Consider the following 20,169-nt stretch of genomic DNA (forward strand, 5'->3'; position numbering starts at 1 on the left):
CTGCCGAGTGGCAGGCGACGGGGCATTTCTGCGTGTCTGAAAATGTGGGGTACTGGTACAAACGAAGCTCAAGTTATGCTCAGAAGACCAAAGATGCCCTTTGCATGCCCATGACCTACACATAACCTCCAAGAGTTCGACCGCCCAGGGGGGGCGGTTCAAACAGAGAGGATGTCTTGTGGGCATCCGAGCAAACCGACACCTGGCTACCTCCGCAGCAGCGTTCCTCCTGTGCGTGGGCATGGCCGGATCAGCTGCCGCGGTTCAAAACGCGGATCCAACGCCGGTGGACGACGATACGGTGGTCAACACTGCTCCGCCGACGGAACCCGAAGAGGACGTGACCGACATTCCCGACGAGGGGAACGGAATGCCGGATGAGCCCACCTACACTCCGCCGCCTCCGAAGGACTGGCCGAACAGCGAGTACTGCGGTCCCGGGCACGGCTACTACAAGCCGTCGGCTCAGGGCGGCAAGTATCACCGGGGGGTTGGCCCCGTGAACTCCAATTACAACGGATCCTCCCGAACCGCCAGATCGACCTTCACCTCAGAAGTAACCGGTGAAGTCGGAATGAGCGTCTCGGCCGGCTTGCAGGTGAGCCGCGACACGCTGCTGGTCAAGATCGAAGGCAAGTTCGACGTGAACCTGTCTGCGAAGCTCACTGCGAAGATGGGTAACACCATCAGTGTGGACACACCGGCCAAAAGGACGACGAACGCCAAGTACGGCGTCTACCGGCTGAAGCACACAGGCGTCAGCTACTACATCTACAGCAACTGCCAGAACAGCGCCCACAAGACCATCACCAGCTACAGCCCCTACAGGGTCGGCTGGTACATCTGGGAGAGCTGATGCCCGCAGCCGCCCGACTGACCAAGCGCTCAAGCACGCTTGCCATCTGCGTTGTGCTGGGTGGTTTCTCGCTCAATGGCTGTTCTGGGAGCGATCAGGCGACCAGTCCCAGCAGAACCACCGTGCCTGCCACAACGACGTCCGCTACGCCGGGGCAGCGCTCTGACAGGGCCGAGCACATCCCGGGGGAAAATGTTACTAAGGCCCCTAAGCTGCCGTCGGGGGTGCCGCTGGCCCAGGTGGCTTCTGTCAAGGGCAACCGGGAAATCGAGCTGGGACACATCGCCGCTCAGCCCCTGTCCGTGATGGTGAACTGCCAGGGGAAGGGCACGCTGACGGTCGAAGTTCGGCCCATGCGACTCAGTTTCCCACTGGAATGCGTGGCCGGCGAGGTCAGTAGTACATACAACGAACTGAAACTCAAGAAGTCCAGAGATCAGGGCGTTGTCTACGTGACGGCTCCCTCCTCTGTCCGTTGGTCGCTCACCGTGGGCCAGTAGGGGCGCAGCAGTTCCCTATGAGGGCAGTGGCAGAGCCCCGCTGGGTGCCCCCGGTGGGGCTTTGCCAGGAGGACGAGGCGACCGGCCACGCCGTCTCGAACCGCGAAGACGTCGTAGGCTCGCCCGGTGATCGAAACCGTTGTGTTTGACGTCGGCGAGACCATCACTCGGGATGACCGCTACGGGGCTGCCTGGGCCGGCTGGCTGAACATCTCGTGACCGACGGTCTGTACCTCGACCTGCGGCGGGCGCTGCGCAACCCGGCCGATGACCCGGCCCTGCGCTCTATGACCGGCCTGGACGCCGAGGTGTACGCACACGTCCTGGCCACCCCCGGCGCCCGCGAGGTCGTCGCCCGGACCGCCGCCCAGCTCCGCGCCCTGGCCGACGAGGTACCCCGGGGCCGCCTGGTCCGTCTCACCGTGGCGTGCCAGGGAGGCCGGCACCGAGGTGTTGACCGGACTACGGGACGACTCGCCGGAGCGGTTTGCGTCACCCGCCTGGTCTAGCCGATACACGTTGCGCATCGGAACGACGAAGGGCGCAACGACGTTGGACGCGACATCACGTGAGATCCAGTCGATCCGCCTGCCGCGTTGGGGGCGGGTGGCCAAGGGAAGCGGGGTGGTGCCCTGGCTGGTCTTCGATGAGGAGGGAAGAGCGGTGCAGCCGGTTCGCAGATTCCTGATCGACTTCGTCGCTCGGGACAACCGGCCGGGCAGTGTCCGCAGCTATGCCTTCGACCTGCTGCGCTGGTGGCGGTGGCTGCGAGTGATCCAAGTCGAGTGGGACCAGGCGACCTCAGCCGAAGTCCGTGACTTCGTGCTGTGGCTGCGTGCCGCGACCAAACCGCGCACGTCCGCGCGTACACACTCGGCAGCGACCGTGGGGACCACGAACACCATCACGAAGAAGCCTTACCTGGACGATCTCTACAAGCCGCGGACCATCCGGCACAGCAATGCCGTGCTGCGCAGCTTCTATGAGTTCTGGATCGAGTCAGGCGCTGGTCCGCTGGTCAACCCGGTGCCGCTGGCACGAAGCGCCAGGCGACGTCCACATGCCCACCACAATCCGCTGGATCCCTATGGGAGCGAGGGCAGGCTGCGCTACAACCCCAGGGTCCCGCGCCGCCGACCGCGGCAGATGCCGGACGAGCGGTGGAACGAGCTGTTCATGGCCCTGCGATCCAACCGGGACCGGGCCATCCTCTCGCTGGGCATCAGCAATGGAGCCCGCGCCTCGGAACTCCTGGGGGTTCGCGGCGTCGATGTGGACTGGGGCGACCAGATGGTGAGGGTCGAGCGCAAGGGCACCCAGGCCGAACAGTGGCTGCCCTCCAGCCCAGAGGCCTTCATCTGGCTCCGGCTCTACCAGAGCGAGGGGCCGCCGCTGGACCCGCAGACCCCGCTGTGGTGGACACTCCGGCGTCGCGATCATGGCGAAGGACTGGCCTACCAGCCGCTGAACTACGAGGCCTTGCGCGCAGTGTTCCGCCGGGCCAACGCCCTGCTGGGCACGAACTGGTCGATGCACGACCTGCGGCACACCGCCGCGCTGCGGATGTCCCGGGATAAGCGGCTGTCGCTGCGGGACGTGCAGACCATCCTTGGTCACGCCAACCTCAGCACCACCGCCGACGTGTATCTCGTCGAGGAAGAAGAGCAGGTCATCGCCCGGGTTCAGGAGTATCTCGCCGACCGTGAGGAACGCGCGAAGAACCCCGCGCCGCCCGCCGTCGCGACCGGTTACGAGGCAAGTGACCTGGCCGTGCTGTTCGGAGGTAGCCAGGCATGACGCGACAAGGAAGCCGCCGCGCCAACTCCGTTCGCCGGGCCGGAACTGGCCCCGCGCCGGCGAAGCCGTTGTTCATCGAGCACGACCTCAAGGCGGACAAGGACCGCGTCGGCCCGCACGACCACCTCACCCGAGACGAGGTCCTGGCCCTGCTGCCGGCCTCGCGGCTCTGGCCGCAGAGAACGTACAGCCGCGGCCTGTGGCCCGGAACGGTTCGGCTCGCGGGGGCAGGCAAGATCCTCGACTGGCTGCTGACCTTCCCCGCAGACGGGTGGCAGAGCCGATGGCTGGCAGCCGGAGCGGACCAGGGCAAAGAGCTGATCCTCGCGCTGAACGAGGACGATCCACGTTGCGCGGAGTCCAGGCGCAACGAGCTCATGATGGGACTCAATAGCCTGCTCATCAGCCGGGTGGTTCTTCCGCGCTACGTCTTCTTGCGCGGCTACAAGGCGATGCGGCTCTTCAAGGATGTCCAGCAGATGTTCCCCGCCGGGCAGCTGGATCGGATGCGCGACTTCGGCGCCGAGATCGGCATGACGCCCCGCCACATCGACGAAGGCCTGCGCGTCATCTCATCGATGATTCTGCACACGGGCCGGGATCTCGCTCAGCTCACTGCCGAGGACGTCTTCTATCTGCGGGCCGTCGGATGTGAGGTTCGGGGAAGGCGCCACTGGGGTGTTCGGGTTTCCGCGTCACTGATGCGGGCTGGTGTTCGTGCTGGTCGGTCAGCATTTCGGTTGGTTGATCTTGGTGGTGATGTTTCGGATTCGGTGGTGGTGTGAGTCCGGATCGGTCGGTGCTGTGTTTCTCGTGCCTCCTCCGGGATGTGCTCTGTAGCGCATGAGGGTGTGGGGCGGAGGTGAAACGGGGCCGCTGTCACTCGTCCAAGCGATCGAAGGGACGCGTGTCGGGGTGTCGGCTTTAGCGTCTCATTCGTCGCGCCTGTCACGGGCGTTTGCGTGAACGTCCCTTGGTGGGAGCTGTAGTTGACGTCCAGGAGGCTGGCGCTGTGATCACTGCTTGGATACCGGTCCGCTCGTGGCCTCGGTGTCGGTTCCGGTGATGGCGGGCGGCGATGTTTCTGGGGCCGGGGATGACGGTCTGGGGCGGCATCGGGACGAGCTGCGTCCCGCCGCGGTACGCGAGTTGCTGCGGCTGCGTGGGGCGGGGGAGTTGACGACGGCGCATGTACGGCTGGTCGCCGAGGCGGTGGGGGTGCATAAGCGGACGGTGTGGGTCTGGCTCGCGCAGGCGGAGCGGACGGGCAGTGTGGAGAAGCTGGAGCAACGCCGGTTCACGATCACCGATGAGGTGATCGAGGTCCTCGCCGATTACCAGGGCAACGTGAAACGCGCTCACGAGCATTTGGTGCGTGTCGCGAAGAAGGCCGGCCAGAAGCCGGTCGGTTTGACGACGCTGCATGATGCGATCGCCCGTGATCTCGATCCGGGTTTCATGGCAGGCCTGCGCGAGGGGATTCCGGCGGCCCGCGGGTTCGATCCGTGTTTTCAGCGGCCGCAGGTGGCGCGGAACGAGGTGTGGGAGGGGGATCACAAGCAGGCCGAGACGGTGGTGATGATGCCGGACAAGAAGCCGTCGAGGGTGTGGGTGACGTGGTTCGAGGACCGCGGCACGGGCCATGTGATGGGCTGGGCGGTCACCGCCGGCTCCGCGCACCGCGGCTCGGTCCTCGCGGCCGTACGTGCCTCCGTCCTGCGCGAGGCGCCTTACGGTCCGGCCGGTGGGCTGCCGCGCCTGGTGCGTGTCGACGGCGGTGCGGACTTCCTGTCCAAGACTGTCCTGCGTGCTTTCGGGCTTCTCGGCGTGCCGGTGCACCGGGTGCGCAGTGCCCGGCACAAGGGCGGTGTCGAGCGGTTGAATCTGACGAGCATGACGCGGTTCTTTGCCGATCTGCCCCGTTACACGAAGGCGCCGCGGTTCGATCACCGCCGCCGCGTCGGAGACCAGGACCCGCCGCTGACCTTCGAGGCGTTCGTGCGCCTGCTGGGCCAGTGGGTCCACCAGCACAACACCGAGCACGTCATCCAGCGCACGGGGATGACGCCGCTTGAGGCCTGGCAGGCGGATCCCGCCGAGATCCGGACCGAGCCGAGCGCGTCCGAGCTGCGCGCCTTCATGCTGGAGAGCGACCACAAGGTCCACAAGATCACCAGTCACGGGGTGGAGTTCAACCGCCGCTGCTACATGCCCGAGAACGGGGTGGGTCGCCTCGGACTGGAAGTCCGTGTGCGGTGGATGCCGCACCACGCCCACGAGATCGACCTGTACACCGTCCGCGGCAACCGCTACCTGGGCCGGGCCTTCCTCAGTAACGAAGCCGGTGAGGAGCTGCGCGCCAAGGTACTCCTTCAGCGCGACGAGCACAGCAGTCAGCTGCGCGCGGCCCTGCAGCGCTCCGCGGAGCGCAAACGGGAACGCCACCTGCCGTCCACCCGGCCCGAACTGCCCGTCCGTGCCCTGCGCATGACCGAGGCCGAGGCCCGTGCCGAACTCGACGGCACGAAGGCGCCCGCCGCGCCGCGTCGCCGCACCCAGCCGTACCGGCCCCTGACCCCTGTCCCGGCTGCGTGGAAACGCCCCGGACAAGGCCTCGCCGACACCACATTCATCGACACTGCATCCAAGGATGACGCCTCGTGACAACTGCCTCCAAGCTCAAGCACCTTGGTCAGCGCCGCCAGTCGGCTGCCGCGGCCGAGAGCGAGATATCGCGGCGCCGCCCCGACCTGCGCCCGCAGCACTTCCTCGGCCTGAAGGACTCCACGCTGGTCGCCACGGACACCCTGCTGCAGATCAAGGACACCGTCATCGACACCATCGAGTCCAGGGCCATGTCCGTGATCTACGGCGACCCGGGACTCGGCAAGAGCTTCTCCACCCGGGCCACGATCCAGGAGATGAACCCCGACCTGATCCTTCCGCTCGACTTCGCCCGCTCCCGCCCCGGGCCGAAGGACCTGCGCGAGGAGCTGTTCCACCAGATGCGGCTCAACTGCAAGATGCCCGGTACTCCGACCGCGTTCGACAAGCTGCTGCGCGAGAACCTGCCGCGCCGCCCGTATGTGATCGTGTGCGATGAAGCGCAGCAGTACCGGCGGGAGAATTTCGAATTCCTGCGCAAATTGTGGGACAACTGCGATCCCCAGCCCGCCATCGTGTTCGTCGGCGGCCGTGAGGCCTACGAGACGCTGCAGAGCGACCCGGCGCTCGCTTCCCGGATCTACATCCGCCTGGAGATCCTCGCGATGACCGAGGACGAGATCCTCAAGACGGTGCCCGACTCCCATCCCGTGTGGCGCGGCGTGGACGAGGCGCTGCTCAAGCGGATCGACACCCAGTACGCGCTCGGCTCGTTCCGTGAGTGGGTCAAGGTCACCAAGCATGTCCTGAAGGGCATGGAGCACCTGGGAGCCAGCACGGTCGACGAGACGGTCGTGGAGTGGGCGCTGGGCCGATGCTGACCACCGAGTCCACCGGGCCTTCTGCGCGGGCGGTGTGGGGCGAGGCGGCCGCGGCCGGTCCGTTCGCCGCCCTGGACGACGATGCTGACTCATCCGGCCTGCATTTCCTGCGCCTTGAGCAGATGCGCACGCTGCTGACCCCCGGCATGCTCGCCGTGGGCGCCGCGCTCGCCGACGCCGCCTCCGAGCGCCGGTTTGTGTGCGTGCTGGGTGACGTCGGTATCGGTAAGACCTTCGCCGTCCATGTGGTCGGCCGCCGTCTCGGCGACCTGCTGCCGCTCGAGCTGCGGGCGCAGCCGGCGCCGGCGGACCTGCGCGTGGCTCTGCACCGGGCACTTCGGCTGCCCGGTGGGGCGCCAGCTGATCCGGGGGCCGCGGACACGCTGATCCGCCACGCGCTGGCCGTCCGGCCGCGGATCGTCGTGGTCGAGGACGCCCACCGGCTGTCGGCGTCCTGCATGGAGTACCTGCGTTTCCTGCACGACGGTGTCGCGGGCGGGCTGTGCGTGGTCCTCATCGCCGCCCGCCGCGGCGAGCGGCGCCTGCGCGCCCAGCGGATGCTCGCCACCCGCACCGCCGGCTGGCTGCATCTTCAGCCGCTGACCCGTGATCAGGTCCCGGTAGCGGTGCCCGCGCTGCACCCGGTGTGGCAGGGCGTCGATCCCGGCGACCTGATGGAGCTAGACGCCCGGCTGGCCGGCGGTGCGCTGCGCCGCTGGGTCGTGATCACCCATCACACCCGGCAGGCTCTGGCACGCGCCCGGGCCGCCGTGCCCGATGGGCGGCTGCTGCAGACGGTGGCCGACCGGATCGACGGCGGACGGTGACCATGACGATGTCCCCGCCCGCTGTTCTTCCCACGCCGGGCGCCGCCACAGCATCGGCGGCAGGGCCGGTGCGACTGCTCCTGGACGCCGACGACGACCGCACGGTGCACCAGGCCGCCTGCCGGTGGGCGGATGCATCCCGCGGCCGGATCACTGCCGACCCCACCCCTCACACCACCAGCCCCGCCTACCTCGCGCTGGACGTGCTGCGCGCGATGGGCCGCCTCGGGTTCTCCCGCGAGGGAGCGGAGCGGATGTCCACCGACCCGGCCTGGCGGGCGGTGACCTGCTGGAGCCTGGTCACCGGCGTACGGGAGGTGATTGTGCTGCGCGCCCACCGTCTCACCGTCGAGCGGTTGCGCCGCCTGGCCGCCTGGCGCGCCGAGACCGGCATCCGCCTCACCCTGCTCGCCCATACCCCTCAGCCGGCCGACGTCCGGCGCCTGACGGAGCAACTGGCCGCCGCCAACCTGACGGACGTCGTGCACGTGAAGGGCACGGCGGCGATCCTCGGCGCGATCGGCCCGGCCGCCGCCGGGCGGCGCACCGGCCCTCCTCCGCCCGATCACGCACAGCTCCTGCCCGCCGTACCGCGCGCTTCAGTTGCTGCCTTCCGGGCCCAGTGCTGGCGCCGTCAGAACGGGGCCGACTTCACGCGCACGGATGCCCAGTACCGTGCCGGCTACGCCGCCGCCCGCACCTGGTGGGCCCGCACCCTGCCGTTGAAGCCGCCCACCGGCAGCGGCGGCGCCGAAGAGGCCGACCGCCCGGCCGAGTTCACCGAGCCGACCGCATTCGGTCTGCGCGAGACGGAGGCGCTGCGGCTGTTCCTGTCCCGGCTGACGGTCTTAAGCCCCAGCCCGCAGCACACCGTGGCCCGGGTGCGCGGTGCCCAGGCCGGCCTGCTGACCTGCGCGGTGTTGCTGAACGTGCCCGACGATCTCAATCACTGCGCGGGGCCCGGGATCGCCACTGTGCCGCTGACCGGGCGCACCGTGCACACGATCACCACGCGCCTGCCCAGCCCACTGCGCGCCGCCGCGATCGCGGCTCTGCTGTGTACCGGCACCGCCACGCCGCTGCTGGCGATGACGCAGATCACCAGCGTCGGCGATCAGGCCACGCACATCGCCATTGACCGTGACGGACGAGTAAACATCGGCGCCCCGCCCGCCCCGCGGCACCTGTACGCGATCCCGCCCCGCGCTCGCCCGCTGCTCGCCGCGGCGCTCGAATTCCGCCGCCGCACCCCGCGCACCGCGCCCGCGCACGGCCTGTTCGCGAACTGCTTCGGCACCACGCCCCGCCTTCAGGCCCTGATCGCCGATGCGGGCCTGCCCGTTCCCGCCCTGGACCACCCGCACACCTGCGGCGACTGGCACACAGCCGCCCGCGCCTGGCACCTGCACACTCCCGCCCCGCCCGCCCCTCACGTCCTGCCGCGCCTTGGGCCGGTGCGCCCATGAGCAGCCCACTGGCCTCCGGCGAGCGGGACATGACCGGCTTCGATCTGACCCTCGTCCGCAAGCGCGCCCGGGAGCGCCATCTCACCGACGAGGACCTGGCCGCACTGTGCGGCATCCCCGTCGCAGACTGGGGCAGGCGGCTGAGTCCGCACACCCTGTCCGCAGCGGCCCTGTTCGCCCTGGCCCGCTCCCTTGACACATCCCCCGAGTCGCTGCTGCGCGATGCGGGGCACCAGCGCCCGCGACGCTGCCCACGATCTGGCCCGGGGGCAGCCGAGCATGCCACCGTGCTGCACGCGGCCCTGCTTCAGACCGGCCCGTTGCACCCCGACGATGCGGCCTCGGCCCTGCAGTGGCCGGCGCACCAACTGCGGCGTGCCGCGAAGACCCTGTCCGCCCAGCTCGAGAAGCAGGCGGGCCCGCACCGGCTCGTCCACACCGACACCACCCTCCATCTGGCCGTACAGCCCGGACTGCTCACTGTCGAACAGGAGCAGAACCTGCACGAGGGCGGTCACACCGCCGCCAGCCTCAGCCCGGGCGAGGCCGCCGCTCTGACATGCCTGCTGCACACAGCTGTCTACGGTCTTTCTCTCGCTGTGCCTGCCGGGCAGATCCCGCGCCTGGCCGCACGCGGGCTGCTCGTCCCCGACGGCGGCGGGCCGGCCCCGCACCCGGATGTGCTGTTCGCCCTCGGCCTGGCCGCACGCCCGCTGTCCGCCACCGGCCCGGACGCCGACGCCGGTGCTCCGGCAGCCGGTACGGCACTGTCCGGGGACGGGGTATCACGATGACGCCGCGCGAGGCGGCCGAGGGGGAGCGGGACAGCGGCCCGTGGCGGCCGGTATGGGCACCGGGCCGCACCCGCCCCGGCCTGCCCCCGCTCACCGTGGTGCACGATCGCGGCGACGACTACGCCTTCATGGCCGCAGCCCTGGCCGCCCACGCCCCCGCCCACGGCCGGATCACCGTCCACCCCACCCCGGTGGCCGGCGCTCCCGCCTCACTCGCCCACGACCTGCTGCGCTCTGTGGGCAAACACCTCCCGGTGGACGGGAGCCCAGAGGCCGTCGGCTGGGCGGCACAGGCCGAGATCGCCTGGCGCACGGTAGCCGCCTGGATATCCACGCTGCGCATCGGCCACGTCGTGGTCACCCGGGCCCACCGCATCAGCCCCCGGCACTTCGAATCCCTCCTCGCACTGCGGGAGTTGACCGGCATGTGCCTGACCCTGCTGTGCCACGGCCCCGTTCCGGCCGCCCTGGCCGCCGCCCTGCAGGCGCTGGCACACGAGCAAGTGCACACCCTGGCCGCAGCCCGCCGTGTTCTGGCGGTGGCCGGGCCGTACGACCCGTACGCGGCCGGCCACTTCGCGTGGTGGCAGGCCACCGCGCAGTTCCTGCCCCACCCGGGTGAGCCGTGCTTCCTGCTGCCCCTGCGGCGCAAGACGTCCCGCGCCGATATCGAGGCGGCCTCGAAGCGCCTGGACCGCACCGTGCTCCTGCTGCCCGCACCCGGCCGCTTCACACCCGAGCCGGACGAGCACACCCTGCTCCTCGCACACCGGCTGCACGCGCGCATCGCCCACCCCGTCCACGCCGCGGCACTGGCCCTGCATGTCCTCACCGGCCGCCCGCAGACCCAGCTGCCCGGCCCCACCGCGCCACCGTCCAACTCCCGGACACCCTCCGGCCGCACGGCGCAGATACCGGCGTGGGCCGCAGGCCTCCTCGAGACCGCGCGCTGCTTCGGAAACCTGGACCGGATCCGCAGCGAAGGGCCGCTGCGGCTGAGTAGCTGGGACCAGCAGGCTGTGAGCGAAGCCGCCCGCGCCTGCGCACTGCACGAGATGGAGGCGCCCGGCCCGCGGCGCGGAGGAGCCCGCACACGGCCGGGCAACACACGCAAGAGCCGTTCCACCCCGACAACCCACTGACAAAGATCAGGGAGCAGACGATGACCGAGCCGGACCCCGAACTCCTCGACGCGATCCGCCGCGACCACCAGGCGGGCCAGAGGCTGCCCGAGGCCCTGGCCAAGCGCCACGGCGTGGGCCGCCGGACGGTCATGGAGGCGCTCACGACCGTGCCGCCCATCACGCTCGACATCCCGGCCGACGAGGAAGAGGTCGCCGAGGTCCGCCAGTGCTTGGAGATACTGCTGGAAGAAGACCGAGCCAAGGCGCCCGAGCAGCGCCGTGAGGTGTTCGAGCTGTACCGGGAGCTGACCTTGCGCACCAGCCGGTGCCCGGTGACCTACCAGTGGGTATGGCAGTACATCACCGCGTACCGCGCGCAGCACGCCGGCGCGGACCCGGCCGGACCGGCATCTTACGAGCACACCTGGGCGGGTGCCGCCGGCTTGGACAAGGCGCAATTCGTCACCGGGCTGATCACCGATGCGGTGCGTGACCTGGCCGGCCTGGCCATCGAGGGGGCGATGCCGGCCGCGGACGGCGCCGAGCTGGGCCTGGTCAGTCTCGGCGCCGTCCGGGCCCGCATCGACCAGGCCCTGTACGAACTCGCGCTGACCGGCCTGATCAGCGGCCTCACCCCCGCCCGGATGAGCGCCTTCACCCGCATCCCCGAAGACGACCTGGTCCAGCGCATCGAGGACTACCACCGCCTCATGACGACCTGAACCGCTTCCCGGGACGTCGGCAGCCAACTCGCCTGGGCGGCTCGGCTTCGTCGGCATCCCGCACGAGGCCGCGATCGACGGCCAGGAGCTGTTCTCTCCCACGTCGGCCTGCGCGGCGGCCCGGCCCCGGTCCGCCGCTACCTGCCCGACCTGATCAACCGCGTCCTGTCCGCCCGCATCAACCCCGGCAAGGTCTTCGACCTCACCCTGCCGCTGGAGCAGGTCGCCGAGAGCTACAAGGCGATGGACGAGTGGCGCGCCATCAAGACCCTGCTCACGCCCTGAGCCCGAACCACCCCCACGCCGGGGCCGGGCACCCGGCCCCGGCGGATTCCCTTTGAAACGCACCGGCCGGGATGGAAAACCGAGCCGGGCGGTAAGGGCTGGACCACTGCCGGGACCAAGGCGTGGAAGAACGCCCGGCTCGCGCTGTGGAAGAACCCCGAAGACCTCACCGAACGCCGGTACGGGCAGATGGAGTTCATCGCCGAGGCTCATCCTGCCCTCTACCACGCTCACCTGCTCAAGGAAGGCCTGGGCCGCCCTGCTGCTCCGCCGCCCGTACCGGGCTCGCACCGGGGCAGCGGAAGGGCGGTCGGCCATGACTGCGCCCTCGGGCCGAAGGCCGTGATGCCCAGTGGTGCCCGCAACGAAGGTTCCTCTCACTGTTGTTGAGGATGAAACGAGGGTTATTGTGTGCGTTCGCTGCACATTCGGGAAAGCCCTGGTGCACAGTGCTGGTGTGGGGACCGCCTGAGACGAAAAGGTCGCAGGCCCGCGGGATGGGCAAGAGCAACATGTCTGCACAGCTGTGGTCGGACGAGCCGACGCACCTGGATCTTCTGTCGTTCGACGCGGTGGCCAAGACCGTGGTCCAGGCCGTACTCGACGACGCCCTCGACCCGGTGACCGTCGGGGTCTCGGGTGCCTGGGGGAGCGGCAAGACCACGGTGCTCCGACTGATCGAGGACGAGCTCGCCCCGCAGCCCAGGACCGACGCCACCGTTCTCGTGATCAGCACGGATCCGTGGCGCTACGACCCCGGTGTCGGCGCCAAGGAAACCCTGATCGGCGAGGTACTCAGCGCCGTCGCCGCCGAACTCGCCCGGAAAGAACAGCCGGGACAGATCCGCAGCCGTGCCCGGGCGATGCTGATCACGCTGCGCCGGCGGGTCGACTGGGCCAAGGCCCTGCAGGTGGCGGCCAAGACATCGCTGACCCTGCAGCTGCCCTCCGTCGACGACCTCACCAGCCTGATCAACATCGAACCCAGCAGCCAGGACGCCGACGCCACAGCCCCTCCATCCCGCGGACTGGAGGAATTCCGCAGCGAGTTCTGCACGCTGATGGAGTCCGCAGAGCTCAGCCACCTCAAACGCGTCGTCGTCCTCGTCGACGACCTCGACCGCTGCCTGCCCGAAACGGTCGTGGACACACTCGAGACCATCCGGTTGTTCCTGGCGGTGCCGAAGATGGCGTTCGTCGTCGCCGCCGACGAGCACCGGGTGGCCGATGCCCTGCGTGCCCGCTTTCCCGACCCCGCCAGCACACAGCAGGCAGCAGGTGAGCGGTACTTCGAGGAACCCGCCAGCCTCTACCTGCACAAGATCGTGCAGACTACAGTGCCGCTGCCCACCCTGAGCCGCTTCGACACCGAAGCCTTCCTCGTCCTGCTGCAACTCTGCCAGCGCCTGCCCGACGAGGAACTCGCCCCCTACATCGCGGCCTGCGTACGCCTGCGCCGGGAGAAGGGACTGCTGGACGACCTGGCCACGACCGTGAACGGCAACGACATCTCCGCCGAACTGGCCTTTGCCTCACGGATGACGCCCATCCTCTACGAGAAACTCCAAGGCAGCCCCCGCCGCATCAAGCGCTTCCTCAACGACCTGCGGGTACGTCAGTCCGTCGCCGGCCACCGCGGCATCCTCCTCGAGGCGGACATCGTGGCCAAGCTCATGGTGCTGGAGAAGCTCCTGCCCGACGCCTTCACCACCGTCCTGGGATGGCTGGCCCGCGGCGAACTGCGCTCCCGGATGGCCAAACTGGAAGCGGCCGCCGGCCGTCCCGCCCCCGAACCTCAGCCAGCCCAGGGCACCGGCCCCTCGCCCGACGATGCCCCCTCGACAGGAGAGCAGAACCCGGCGCCGGACGAGGACGAGACCGAGCCGGTCACCTTCGAGGACGAACTGATCCGATGGGCCAAACTCTCCCCGAGTCTCGGCCCCGTGGACCTGGCCCCCTACCTCTACCTGGCGGCCGCGTTCTCCGGCGAGCAGCTCCTTGACGCCGGACTGCCGGGCCGGCTGCGGGACATCGCGGCCAACCTGCTGTCCACCTCACGTTTCGACCAACACCGGGTGATCGACGCCGACATCAGAGCGCTCGGAGATGATGACGCCCTGAGCCTGATCGAGTACCTCGGCCGGGCCGGCCGGGACCGCCCGGCCGAACAGAGCGCGGCCGTGCGCGGTCTGGTCCGTATCGTCACCGCCTACCCGGCCACCATCGAACGGGCCACCCGACTCCTGCAGTCCGTCCCGGCCGGCGAACTGGAGCCGGCCACCATCCTGGCCCTCCCGGCCGGCTCCCCGGCCTTCCGCAGCGTGCTGGAGCACTGGAAGACCCATGCCCCAGCCGACCCGGCCCGGATCGTGCGCACCCTGGAGCACGCTCTGGACACAGGAAGCCGCCTCTGATGGGCACCAAGGGCTCCTACACCGGAAACGGCACACCTGCCAGCAAACAACTGCAGCACAACATCACCCAGTGGCTCGACGCCCTGGCAGGCTCCGGCCCCGGCACACCCGCCCCTCAGCTCACTCCGGACCGACTCGCCCCAGCCCTCGGCCTGTTCCGGCCCTCCAGCGGCCACGCCGACGGCCCCGGCGGCGGAGCGGGCGGAGCGGCCGGCACCGCAGGAGGCCGCGCCGGGGGAGGGGCACAGCGCACCGTCGCCCAGTCCTCCCGAACGGCCGGCCGCGCCGCAGCCGCGGCCTACGCCTACCGCACCGGCAACGAGCAGGCCCTGCAGGAACTCGGCCTCGACTACGCGGAACTGCAGGCCGTAGCCGACGACCCGATCGATTGGACCCGTCGCATAGTGGAGGCCGCCTGCGGGCCACTCGCCGACGGCACCATCGAGGACGAGGAACGCCGCTTCGTCGCCAGCGAAGTGGCCCAATGGGTCCTGGAGGCCGGCACCGACAGCACACCGCCCAACCCCGAGGAAGTCGTCCGGGAAACCCTGGCCCTGACTATCTCCGAAGCGATCCTCAGCGAAGCCGCCTCGAAGATGAACGACGGCTCCCGCCCCGCCTGGGCCACCGCCGACGGCGAACGCCAAATCCGCGAAACCGCACGCGCCCTGGTCGACCGAGCCCCCCTCACGATTACCGGCCCCAGCACCACCGAGATCACCCGAGCCGTCGAAGAAGGCATCGAGGCGATGCGGTCCATCTGGATGGAGCCCTGATGCCCGCCTACACCCTGCGCCTGGAATCCGGCACCTCCCGACCTGATACCGACGGCACTACCACCTTCTGGTGGCCACCCGGCCCAGGAGGCTCCTTCGTCTCCACCCTTGGACCATGCCTGGGAGCACTGGGCCCCGTCCCCGAACCCAACATCGAACTGGTCCGCCTCGCCGTGCTGGTCTATGCCGCCGACCGCACCACCCGCCGCCGCGCCAACCGCTCCAACTGGACCCAACGCACCTTCGAACTGGACGTACCCGTCTACGCCCCGGCCCGCTGGGACGCAGTGCGTGAACGCCTCGAAACCCTCCTGGGCTTCCTCTCCGGAGACCGCTGGTCGATCCGCTTCCACCACACTGCCACCCCACAAGAAACCATCCACGACACCCCGCACCACGGAATACGGCGCGTCGTCCTCCTCAGCGGCGGCGCCGACTCGGCGGTCGGCGCCCTCTACTCCCGCCACGACCTCGGGCCAGAGCAGCACCTGCTGCTCTCCCACGTCGGCGCCACCACCCTCGCCCCCATCCAACGCGCCGTCGCCGACGACATAGCCCACCTCATCGATGGTCCCCCGCAGTCCCACCAGCCACTGCGGTTCTCCCGCAAAAACCATCAGCCCACCGGGGCGAAACTGCCCAACGAGTACTCCACCCGCACCCGCTCCCTGCTCTTCCTCGCCCTGGGCCTGGCCACCGCCGCGGTGGAGAAGGTGCCGCTGTGGATCCCGGAGAACGGCTTCGCCTCCCTCAACGTGCCGCTCACCCCCGACCAGCGCGGCGCCGTGTCCACCCGCACCACCCACCCCCTCTTCCTGCAGAACCTGGCCGCCATCGCCCACGACGCCGGAGCCCACGCCGTCATCCACAACCCCTTCGCCGCCCGCACCAAGGGCGAGATGTTCACCCTGGCCGCCGGACTCGTCGGCACCGGCCCGGCCGCCCGGCTGCTCAGCAGCACCCACTCCTGCGCTCACACCGGACACCGCACCCACCGCATCCCCGTACGCACGCACTGCGGCGTGTGCTTCGGCTGCCTGCTGCGCCGCGCCTCCTTCCACGCTGCCCAGCTCGAGGACACGACCGATTACCTCCACACTCGCCATGCCCCACACCTCAGCGCCTACCTGGCCGACAAGTCGGTCGAACCCTCACTGCGCACCTTCCTCGCCCGCGGCCTGCGCCCAGCTGACATCACCACCCTGAACCTGCCCTCCGACTACCCCACCCGCCAGGCCTACGAGCTGTGCCGGCGGGGCGTCGCGGAACTGGAGCTGCTGTACCCATCATGAGGACGAGCGCACTGCCACCGCTGGACCTGCACGCACACATCGACACCAGCGTCCCGGCCGACGACCTCACCGGCCTGGGCGCCGTCGTCTTCGCCGCCACCCGCTCCCTGACCGAGGCCGCCCGAGCCGTCCAGCGACACGATGACCGGATCATCTGGGGAGTCGGCGCCCACCCCGGACTCGCCCGCAGCCACACCGGCTTCGACCCCAACACCTTCACTCAACTGATCGACCACACCCCGCTGGTCAGCGAGATCGGACTCGACGGCAAGAGCCGCGTCCCGCTCGAGAACCAACAGATCACCCTCCGCAACGTCCTCGACGTCCTGGCGCGAACCCCGCGCATCGCCAGCATCCACAGCTACGCCGCCTGCGAGCAGGTGCTGGACGAACTGGAACGGTCCCCGGCCCCCGGCATGGTTCTCCACTGGTGGCTCGGAGACCCGGAGCAGACCGCCCGCGCCGTCCGCCTGGGCTGCTACTTCTCCGTCAACGCCTCCGCCGCACGCAAGACCGCTCTGCTGCAGACCATTCCTCTCGACCGTGTACTGACCGAGACCGACCACCCCTTCGGCGACCGCAGCTCCGCCCAGCCACTGCCCGGCAACGTCACCGCCGTGGAGCAGACCCTCGCACGCCACCACCGAACAACACCCAGAGACATCCGCCAGACCGTGTGGCACAACCTGGCCGCACTCGTGCGCGACACCCGCTGCGCACCACTGCTCAGCCGACGGGTACGGTCCCACCTTGCCTCACTCCCGCCACGGTGACACCGCCGCAAGAGCACACCCTCACTGGAGCTCGCGATCGGTCCGTTTCCGCCAGGCCAGCCCGGTCGATCCGGGAGGATAGGCGTGCCCGTTTCCGCCGCGAGCTCGAGGTCGCCCGTGACTCCTTCTGCCCCCGATTCCGCCACGGCGCTCATGGCACTCGCAGCCAACACCCCCGTTCCCGCCCGCCGGGTGCTGCGCGCGGATCAGCAGCGTGCGGTGGACAGCGGGGTACGCGGCCTGAGAAAGCCGGGTTCGCGTGGCCACATGGTCTCCGCGTGCGGCACGGGCAAGACGCTGATCGCCCTGCGCACGGCAGAGGCCCTGAACGCCCGGTTTCTGCTGGTGACGGTACCCAGCCGGAATTTGATCGCGCAGTGGGCGGCCGTGGCCCGCGCGGACGGGCGGAGGGAGGCGTTGATGGCGGTGTCGTCACTGAACGCCGACAAGCACCCCGTGCTCGCCGAAGCAGGAGCGAGCAGTACAGGATCGGGGGAGTACCTGGCGTACTGGCTGGCCCAGCGTGCGAAGAAGAACGAGCAGGCGACAGTGCTCGTCACCTTGGACTCCCTCCCGCGGATCGAGGAAATCCAGCACTCCATCTTCCCCGCCCCCGCCTTCGATCTCGCGGTCATCGATGAGGCGCACCGCACCGCGGGCAGTTGGGACAAGGAGTGGACAATGGTCCATGACTCCTCCCGGATCCGCGCTGAGCGCCGCCTGTACCTGACCGCGACCCCGTACGAGTGGGAAGCCCCCCACCTGGCCGAGGCCCCGGACACCCGCCCGCGTCCCAAGCGCACCCCCTCTACCGTCCCCGCCTGGGAGTCCCCGTCCCTGATCGCCTCGATGGACGACCCCAAAACCTTCGGCCCGCGCCTGCACACCTACACCCACGCGGCTGCGATCGAGGACGGCGTGCTGGCCGACTACCAGCTCCTCGTCCCCACGATCACCGACACCGACCTGCGCACCGTCCTGACCGACCCTGATGGCGCGCACACCGGTTTCGCCCCGACCGCCCGCCGCACGACGGCCCTGCACCTGGCCGTCCTCAAAGCCATGCGCGAGCACGACCTCAAGCACGTGATCGTCTACTTCCAACAGGTCGCCGACGCGAGTGATTTCGCCCGCCAGTTCGCCCACACCCTGCGCACCCTCCCACCCGAGCAGCGCCCCTCCTGGGCCCACGCCTTGTCCGTTTCCTCGATCAACGGCAACCACACCCCCGACCAGCGCGCCAGGCTCCTAGACCACTTCGCCACCGCTGACCGCGCAGTAATCACCAACGCCCAAGTCCTGGGCGAGGGAATCGACTTGCCAGCCGTGGACGCGATCGTGTTCGCCTCCCGCACCGAGAGCGTGCGCCGGATCGTCCAGGCCCTGGGCCGCGCCCTGCGTAAACCCCCCACCACCGAGGTGAAGACCGCGAGCCTGGTCATCCCCGCCTACATCCCACCCGAGGCCGACCCCACCGACCTCCTCAACACCCCCTTCGAGGCCCTCTGGCTGATCACCGCCGCGCTACGCCACCACGACCAGACGATCGCCGCGCGCACCCCACGCAAGGCCACTGCGCACCGCCTGGACGACACCACCCAGCGCCTCCTCGCCCGCCGGTTCCGCTTCGACTTCACCCTCGACCCACGCACGATCGCCCGCGCCATGGACCTGCTGGCCTGGCCGTCGGACGGCGCAGTGCTCTCCGCACCCCGCCGCGCTGGCCTGGCGGCGGCCGCCCGCTACCACGCAGAACACGGCCACCTGAAGGTCCCGACCAACTACGAAGACACCTACGGCTACCGCCTCGGCTCATTCATCGCCGGCCAGCGCGCCGCCCACCGCCGCGGCACCCTGACTGCGGACTGGATTACCGAACTCGACGAGCTCGGCATGATCTGGGACGAGAACGAAGCCGCCTTCGAAGGCAACATGACCCTCATCGAGGCCTTCCACACCGAGCACGGCCACCTCGCCATCCCCGCCCAAAGTCCCGGCGGCCAGTTCCTCGTCGACCAGCGCGGCCTCGCCCGCAAAGGTCGACTCCCCACAACCCGCCACACCCGCCTCACCGCCCTCGACCCCGACTGGCTCCTCCCGTACGGACCCGACTGGCACCGCAAGTACCACCTCCTGGCCCACCACATCCAGACCGGACACGACCCCACAACTCTGCGTCGCAACACGGTGATTGACGGAGTGAAGGCTGGCACCTGGCTACAGCGCCAACTCGCCACCTGGAGCACCCTCAGCGACGGCCAACGCCACCTCCTGGCCCGCATCGGCCTCACCCCGGACGGCATCACCCTGGCGACGAAGAAGACCACCGCCCCCGCTACACCCAGCACTCCCCAGAACAGAAAGCGCCGTTCCTTCGAACAGACAGCCACACTGCTGCGCGCCTTCATCGAGCGGCACGGCCGTCCTCCTGGAGCCCGTGAGGGGATCGAGGTCGACGGGGAACGTGTCATGATCGGTCCCTGGCTCTGCAAGATCCGCACCAGCCAGAAGAACGGCCAACTCTCCGACAATAGAAGCCAGTTGATCCAGAGCATCCTCCGCGAAGCCGACGCTGCCCCCGCCGAAGAGGAGCGCCCCGAAAACTCAGAGATCCCGTAACTTTTTGCCTATGACCCCGCTAAGGAAGCACCCTGGAAATGCTACCGTGAAGATCGGTGGGGGAAGCCCTCCAGATCCGGAGGGACTACACCTTCGACATGAGAGCGGCCGGAACCTCGAAGCTCATCAGGACTCAAGATTCTGAAACCCCCAACGAAGCCAGCCCCCAACGCTGCAGCTAGCCCTAGGAGTTCGCGAAGCGAACTCCGTTGAGAGAGACCGCGGAGCGGGATCTCGCATGCTCGATCGCGGAGCGAACGAGCCCGGCTGCGAAGCGGCCGGCCTGCGTCACGGAGTGACGCAGCATCAGCGATGCGGAGCATCGCGATGTATCCGTCGCGTAGCGACGGCGCGTCGTCTTCGCGGAGCGAAGCGCGCGGTAGCACGGCGATCGCCCTGCCACTTGCGACGAGTTCGAGTTTGTCCTCGTAGCTCTCGA

At 69.3% G+C, this 20,169-nt stretch carries 17 protein-coding genes and 2 pseudogenes; all 19 read left to right on the forward strand.

Annotated elements, in window-relative coordinates; genetic code table 11:
* Positions 1-178 precede the first annotated feature (178 nt).
* The 19 genes and pseudogenes from AB0G56_RS28705 to AB0G56_RS28795 all read left to right on the forward strand — a co-directional run bounded on the left by AB0G56_RS28705 (position 179) and on the right by AB0G56_RS28795 (position 19,730).
* A complete protein-coding gene (locus tag AB0G56_RS28705) occupies positions 179-856 on the forward strand; it encodes a hypothetical protein (RefSeq protein ID WP_360974490.1) in 678 nt (225 codons plus the stop codon).
* Complete coding sequence (locus AB0G56_RS28710; protein WP_360974492.1) at positions 856-1,356, forward strand: hypothetical protein; 501 nt, start codon at positions 856-858, stop codon at positions 1,354-1,356. The genes AB0G56_RS28705 and AB0G56_RS28710 overlap by 1 nt, the downstream gene beginning before the upstream one ends.
* 215 nt (positions 1,357-1,571) lie before the next feature.
* Positions 1,572-1,865 carry an RNase adapter RapZ gene (locus AB0G56_RS28715; protein ID WP_360974495.1) on the forward strand — a complete coding sequence of 98 codons (294 nt, stop codon included), beginning with the start codon at positions 1,572-1,574 and terminating at the stop codon, positions 1,863-1,865.
* A 10-nt stretch (positions 1,866-1,875) separates the two neighbouring features.
* Complete coding sequence (locus AB0G56_RS28720; RefSeq protein WP_360974498.1) at positions 1,876-3,153, forward strand: tyrosine-type recombinase/integrase; 1,278 nt, start codon at positions 1,876-1,878, stop codon at positions 3,151-3,153.
* Positions 3,150-3,938 (forward strand): hypothetical protein, encoded by a 789-nt coding sequence (locus tag AB0G56_RS28725; RefSeq protein WP_360974501.1) that lies wholly within the window; start codon positions 3,150-3,152, stop codon positions 3,936-3,938. Before AB0G56_RS28720 ends, AB0G56_RS28725 begins: the two co-directional genes overlap by 4 nt.
* A gap of 238 nt (positions 3,939-4,176) precedes the next feature.
* Positions 4,177-5,817, forward strand: a complete 1,641-nt coding sequence (locus AB0G56_RS28730; RefSeq protein WP_360974504.1) for a Mu transposase C-terminal domain-containing protein — start codon at positions 4,177-4,179, stop codon at positions 5,815-5,817.
* Positions 5,814-6,638, forward strand: a complete 825-nt coding sequence (locus AB0G56_RS28735; RefSeq protein WP_360974507.1) for an ATP-binding protein — start codon at positions 5,814-5,816, stop codon at positions 6,636-6,638. Before AB0G56_RS28730 ends, AB0G56_RS28735 begins: the two co-directional genes overlap by 4 nt.
* The gene (locus AB0G56_RS28740; RefSeq protein ID WP_360974510.1) at positions 6,632-7,465 is read left to right on the forward strand and encodes an ATP-binding protein; all 834 of its coding nucleotides are present in this window, start codon (positions 6,632-6,634) and stop codon (positions 7,463-7,465) included. Before AB0G56_RS28735 ends, AB0G56_RS28740 begins: the two co-directional genes overlap by 7 nt.
* A gap of 2 nt (positions 7,466-7,467) precedes the next feature.
* A complete protein-coding gene (locus AB0G56_RS28745; protein ID WP_360974513.1) occupies positions 7,468-8,931 on the forward strand; it encodes a hypothetical protein in 1,464 nt (487 codons plus the stop codon).
* On the forward strand, positions 8,928-9,725 hold the full coding sequence (locus AB0G56_RS28750) for a hypothetical protein (protein ID WP_360974516.1): 798 nt from the start codon (positions 8,928-8,930) through the stop codon (positions 9,723-9,725). Before AB0G56_RS28745 ends, AB0G56_RS28750 begins: the two co-directional genes overlap by 4 nt.
* The gene (locus AB0G56_RS28755; protein ID WP_360974519.1) at positions 9,722-10,867 is read left to right on the forward strand and encodes a hypothetical protein; all 1,146 of its coding nucleotides are present in this window, start codon (positions 9,722-9,724) and stop codon (positions 10,865-10,867) included. Before AB0G56_RS28750 ends, AB0G56_RS28755 begins: the two co-directional genes overlap by 4 nt.
* 20 nt (positions 10,868-10,887) lie before the next feature.
* The gene (locus AB0G56_RS28760) at positions 10,888-11,571 is read left to right on the forward strand and encodes a hypothetical protein (RefSeq protein ID WP_360974522.1); all 684 of its coding nucleotides are present in this window, start codon (positions 10,888-10,890) and stop codon (positions 11,569-11,571) included.
* 40 nt (positions 11,572-11,611) lie between these two features.
* A pseudogene (locus tag AB0G56_RS28765) lies at positions 11,612-11,856 on the forward strand (IMP dehydrogenase); the annotation flags it as partial.
* 45 nt (positions 11,857-11,901) lie between these two features.
* A pseudogene (locus tag AB0G56_RS28770) lies at positions 11,902-12,108 on the forward strand (transposase); the annotation flags it as partial.
* 260 nt (positions 12,109-12,368) lie between these two features.
* Complete coding sequence (locus AB0G56_RS28775; RefSeq protein WP_360974525.1) at positions 12,369-14,270, forward strand: P-loop NTPase fold protein; 1,902 nt, start codon at positions 12,369-12,371, stop codon at positions 14,268-14,270.
* The gene (locus tag AB0G56_RS28780) at positions 14,270-15,046 is read left to right on the forward strand and encodes a hypothetical protein (RefSeq protein ID WP_360974528.1); all 777 of its coding nucleotides are present in this window, start codon (positions 14,270-14,272) and stop codon (positions 15,044-15,046) included. Before AB0G56_RS28775 ends, AB0G56_RS28780 begins: the two co-directional genes overlap by 1 nt.
* Entirely contained in the window at positions 15,046-16,338 is a 1,293-nt protein-coding gene (locus tag AB0G56_RS28785) for a hypothetical protein (protein ID WP_360974531.1), read from the forward strand. The genes AB0G56_RS28780 and AB0G56_RS28785 overlap by 1 nt, the downstream gene beginning before the upstream one ends.
* The gene (locus tag AB0G56_RS28790; RefSeq protein WP_360974534.1) at positions 16,335-17,111 is read left to right on the forward strand and encodes a TatD family hydrolase; all 777 of its coding nucleotides are present in this window, start codon (positions 16,335-16,337) and stop codon (positions 17,109-17,111) included. Before AB0G56_RS28785 ends, AB0G56_RS28790 begins: the two co-directional genes overlap by 4 nt.
* 153 nt (positions 17,112-17,264) lie before the next feature.
* Positions 17,265-19,730: a Helicase associated domain protein gene (locus AB0G56_RS28795; protein ID WP_360974537.1), complete on the forward strand. Its 2,466-nt coding sequence runs from the start codon at positions 17,265-17,267 to the stop codon at positions 19,728-19,730.
* Positions 19,731-20,169: the final 439 nt, after the last annotated feature.

The sequence above is a fragment of the Streptomyces sp. NPDC021356 genome (assembly GCF_040641015.1).
Taxonomy (GTDB): domain Bacteria; phylum Actinomycetota; class Actinomycetes; order Streptomycetales; family Streptomycetaceae; genus Streptomyces.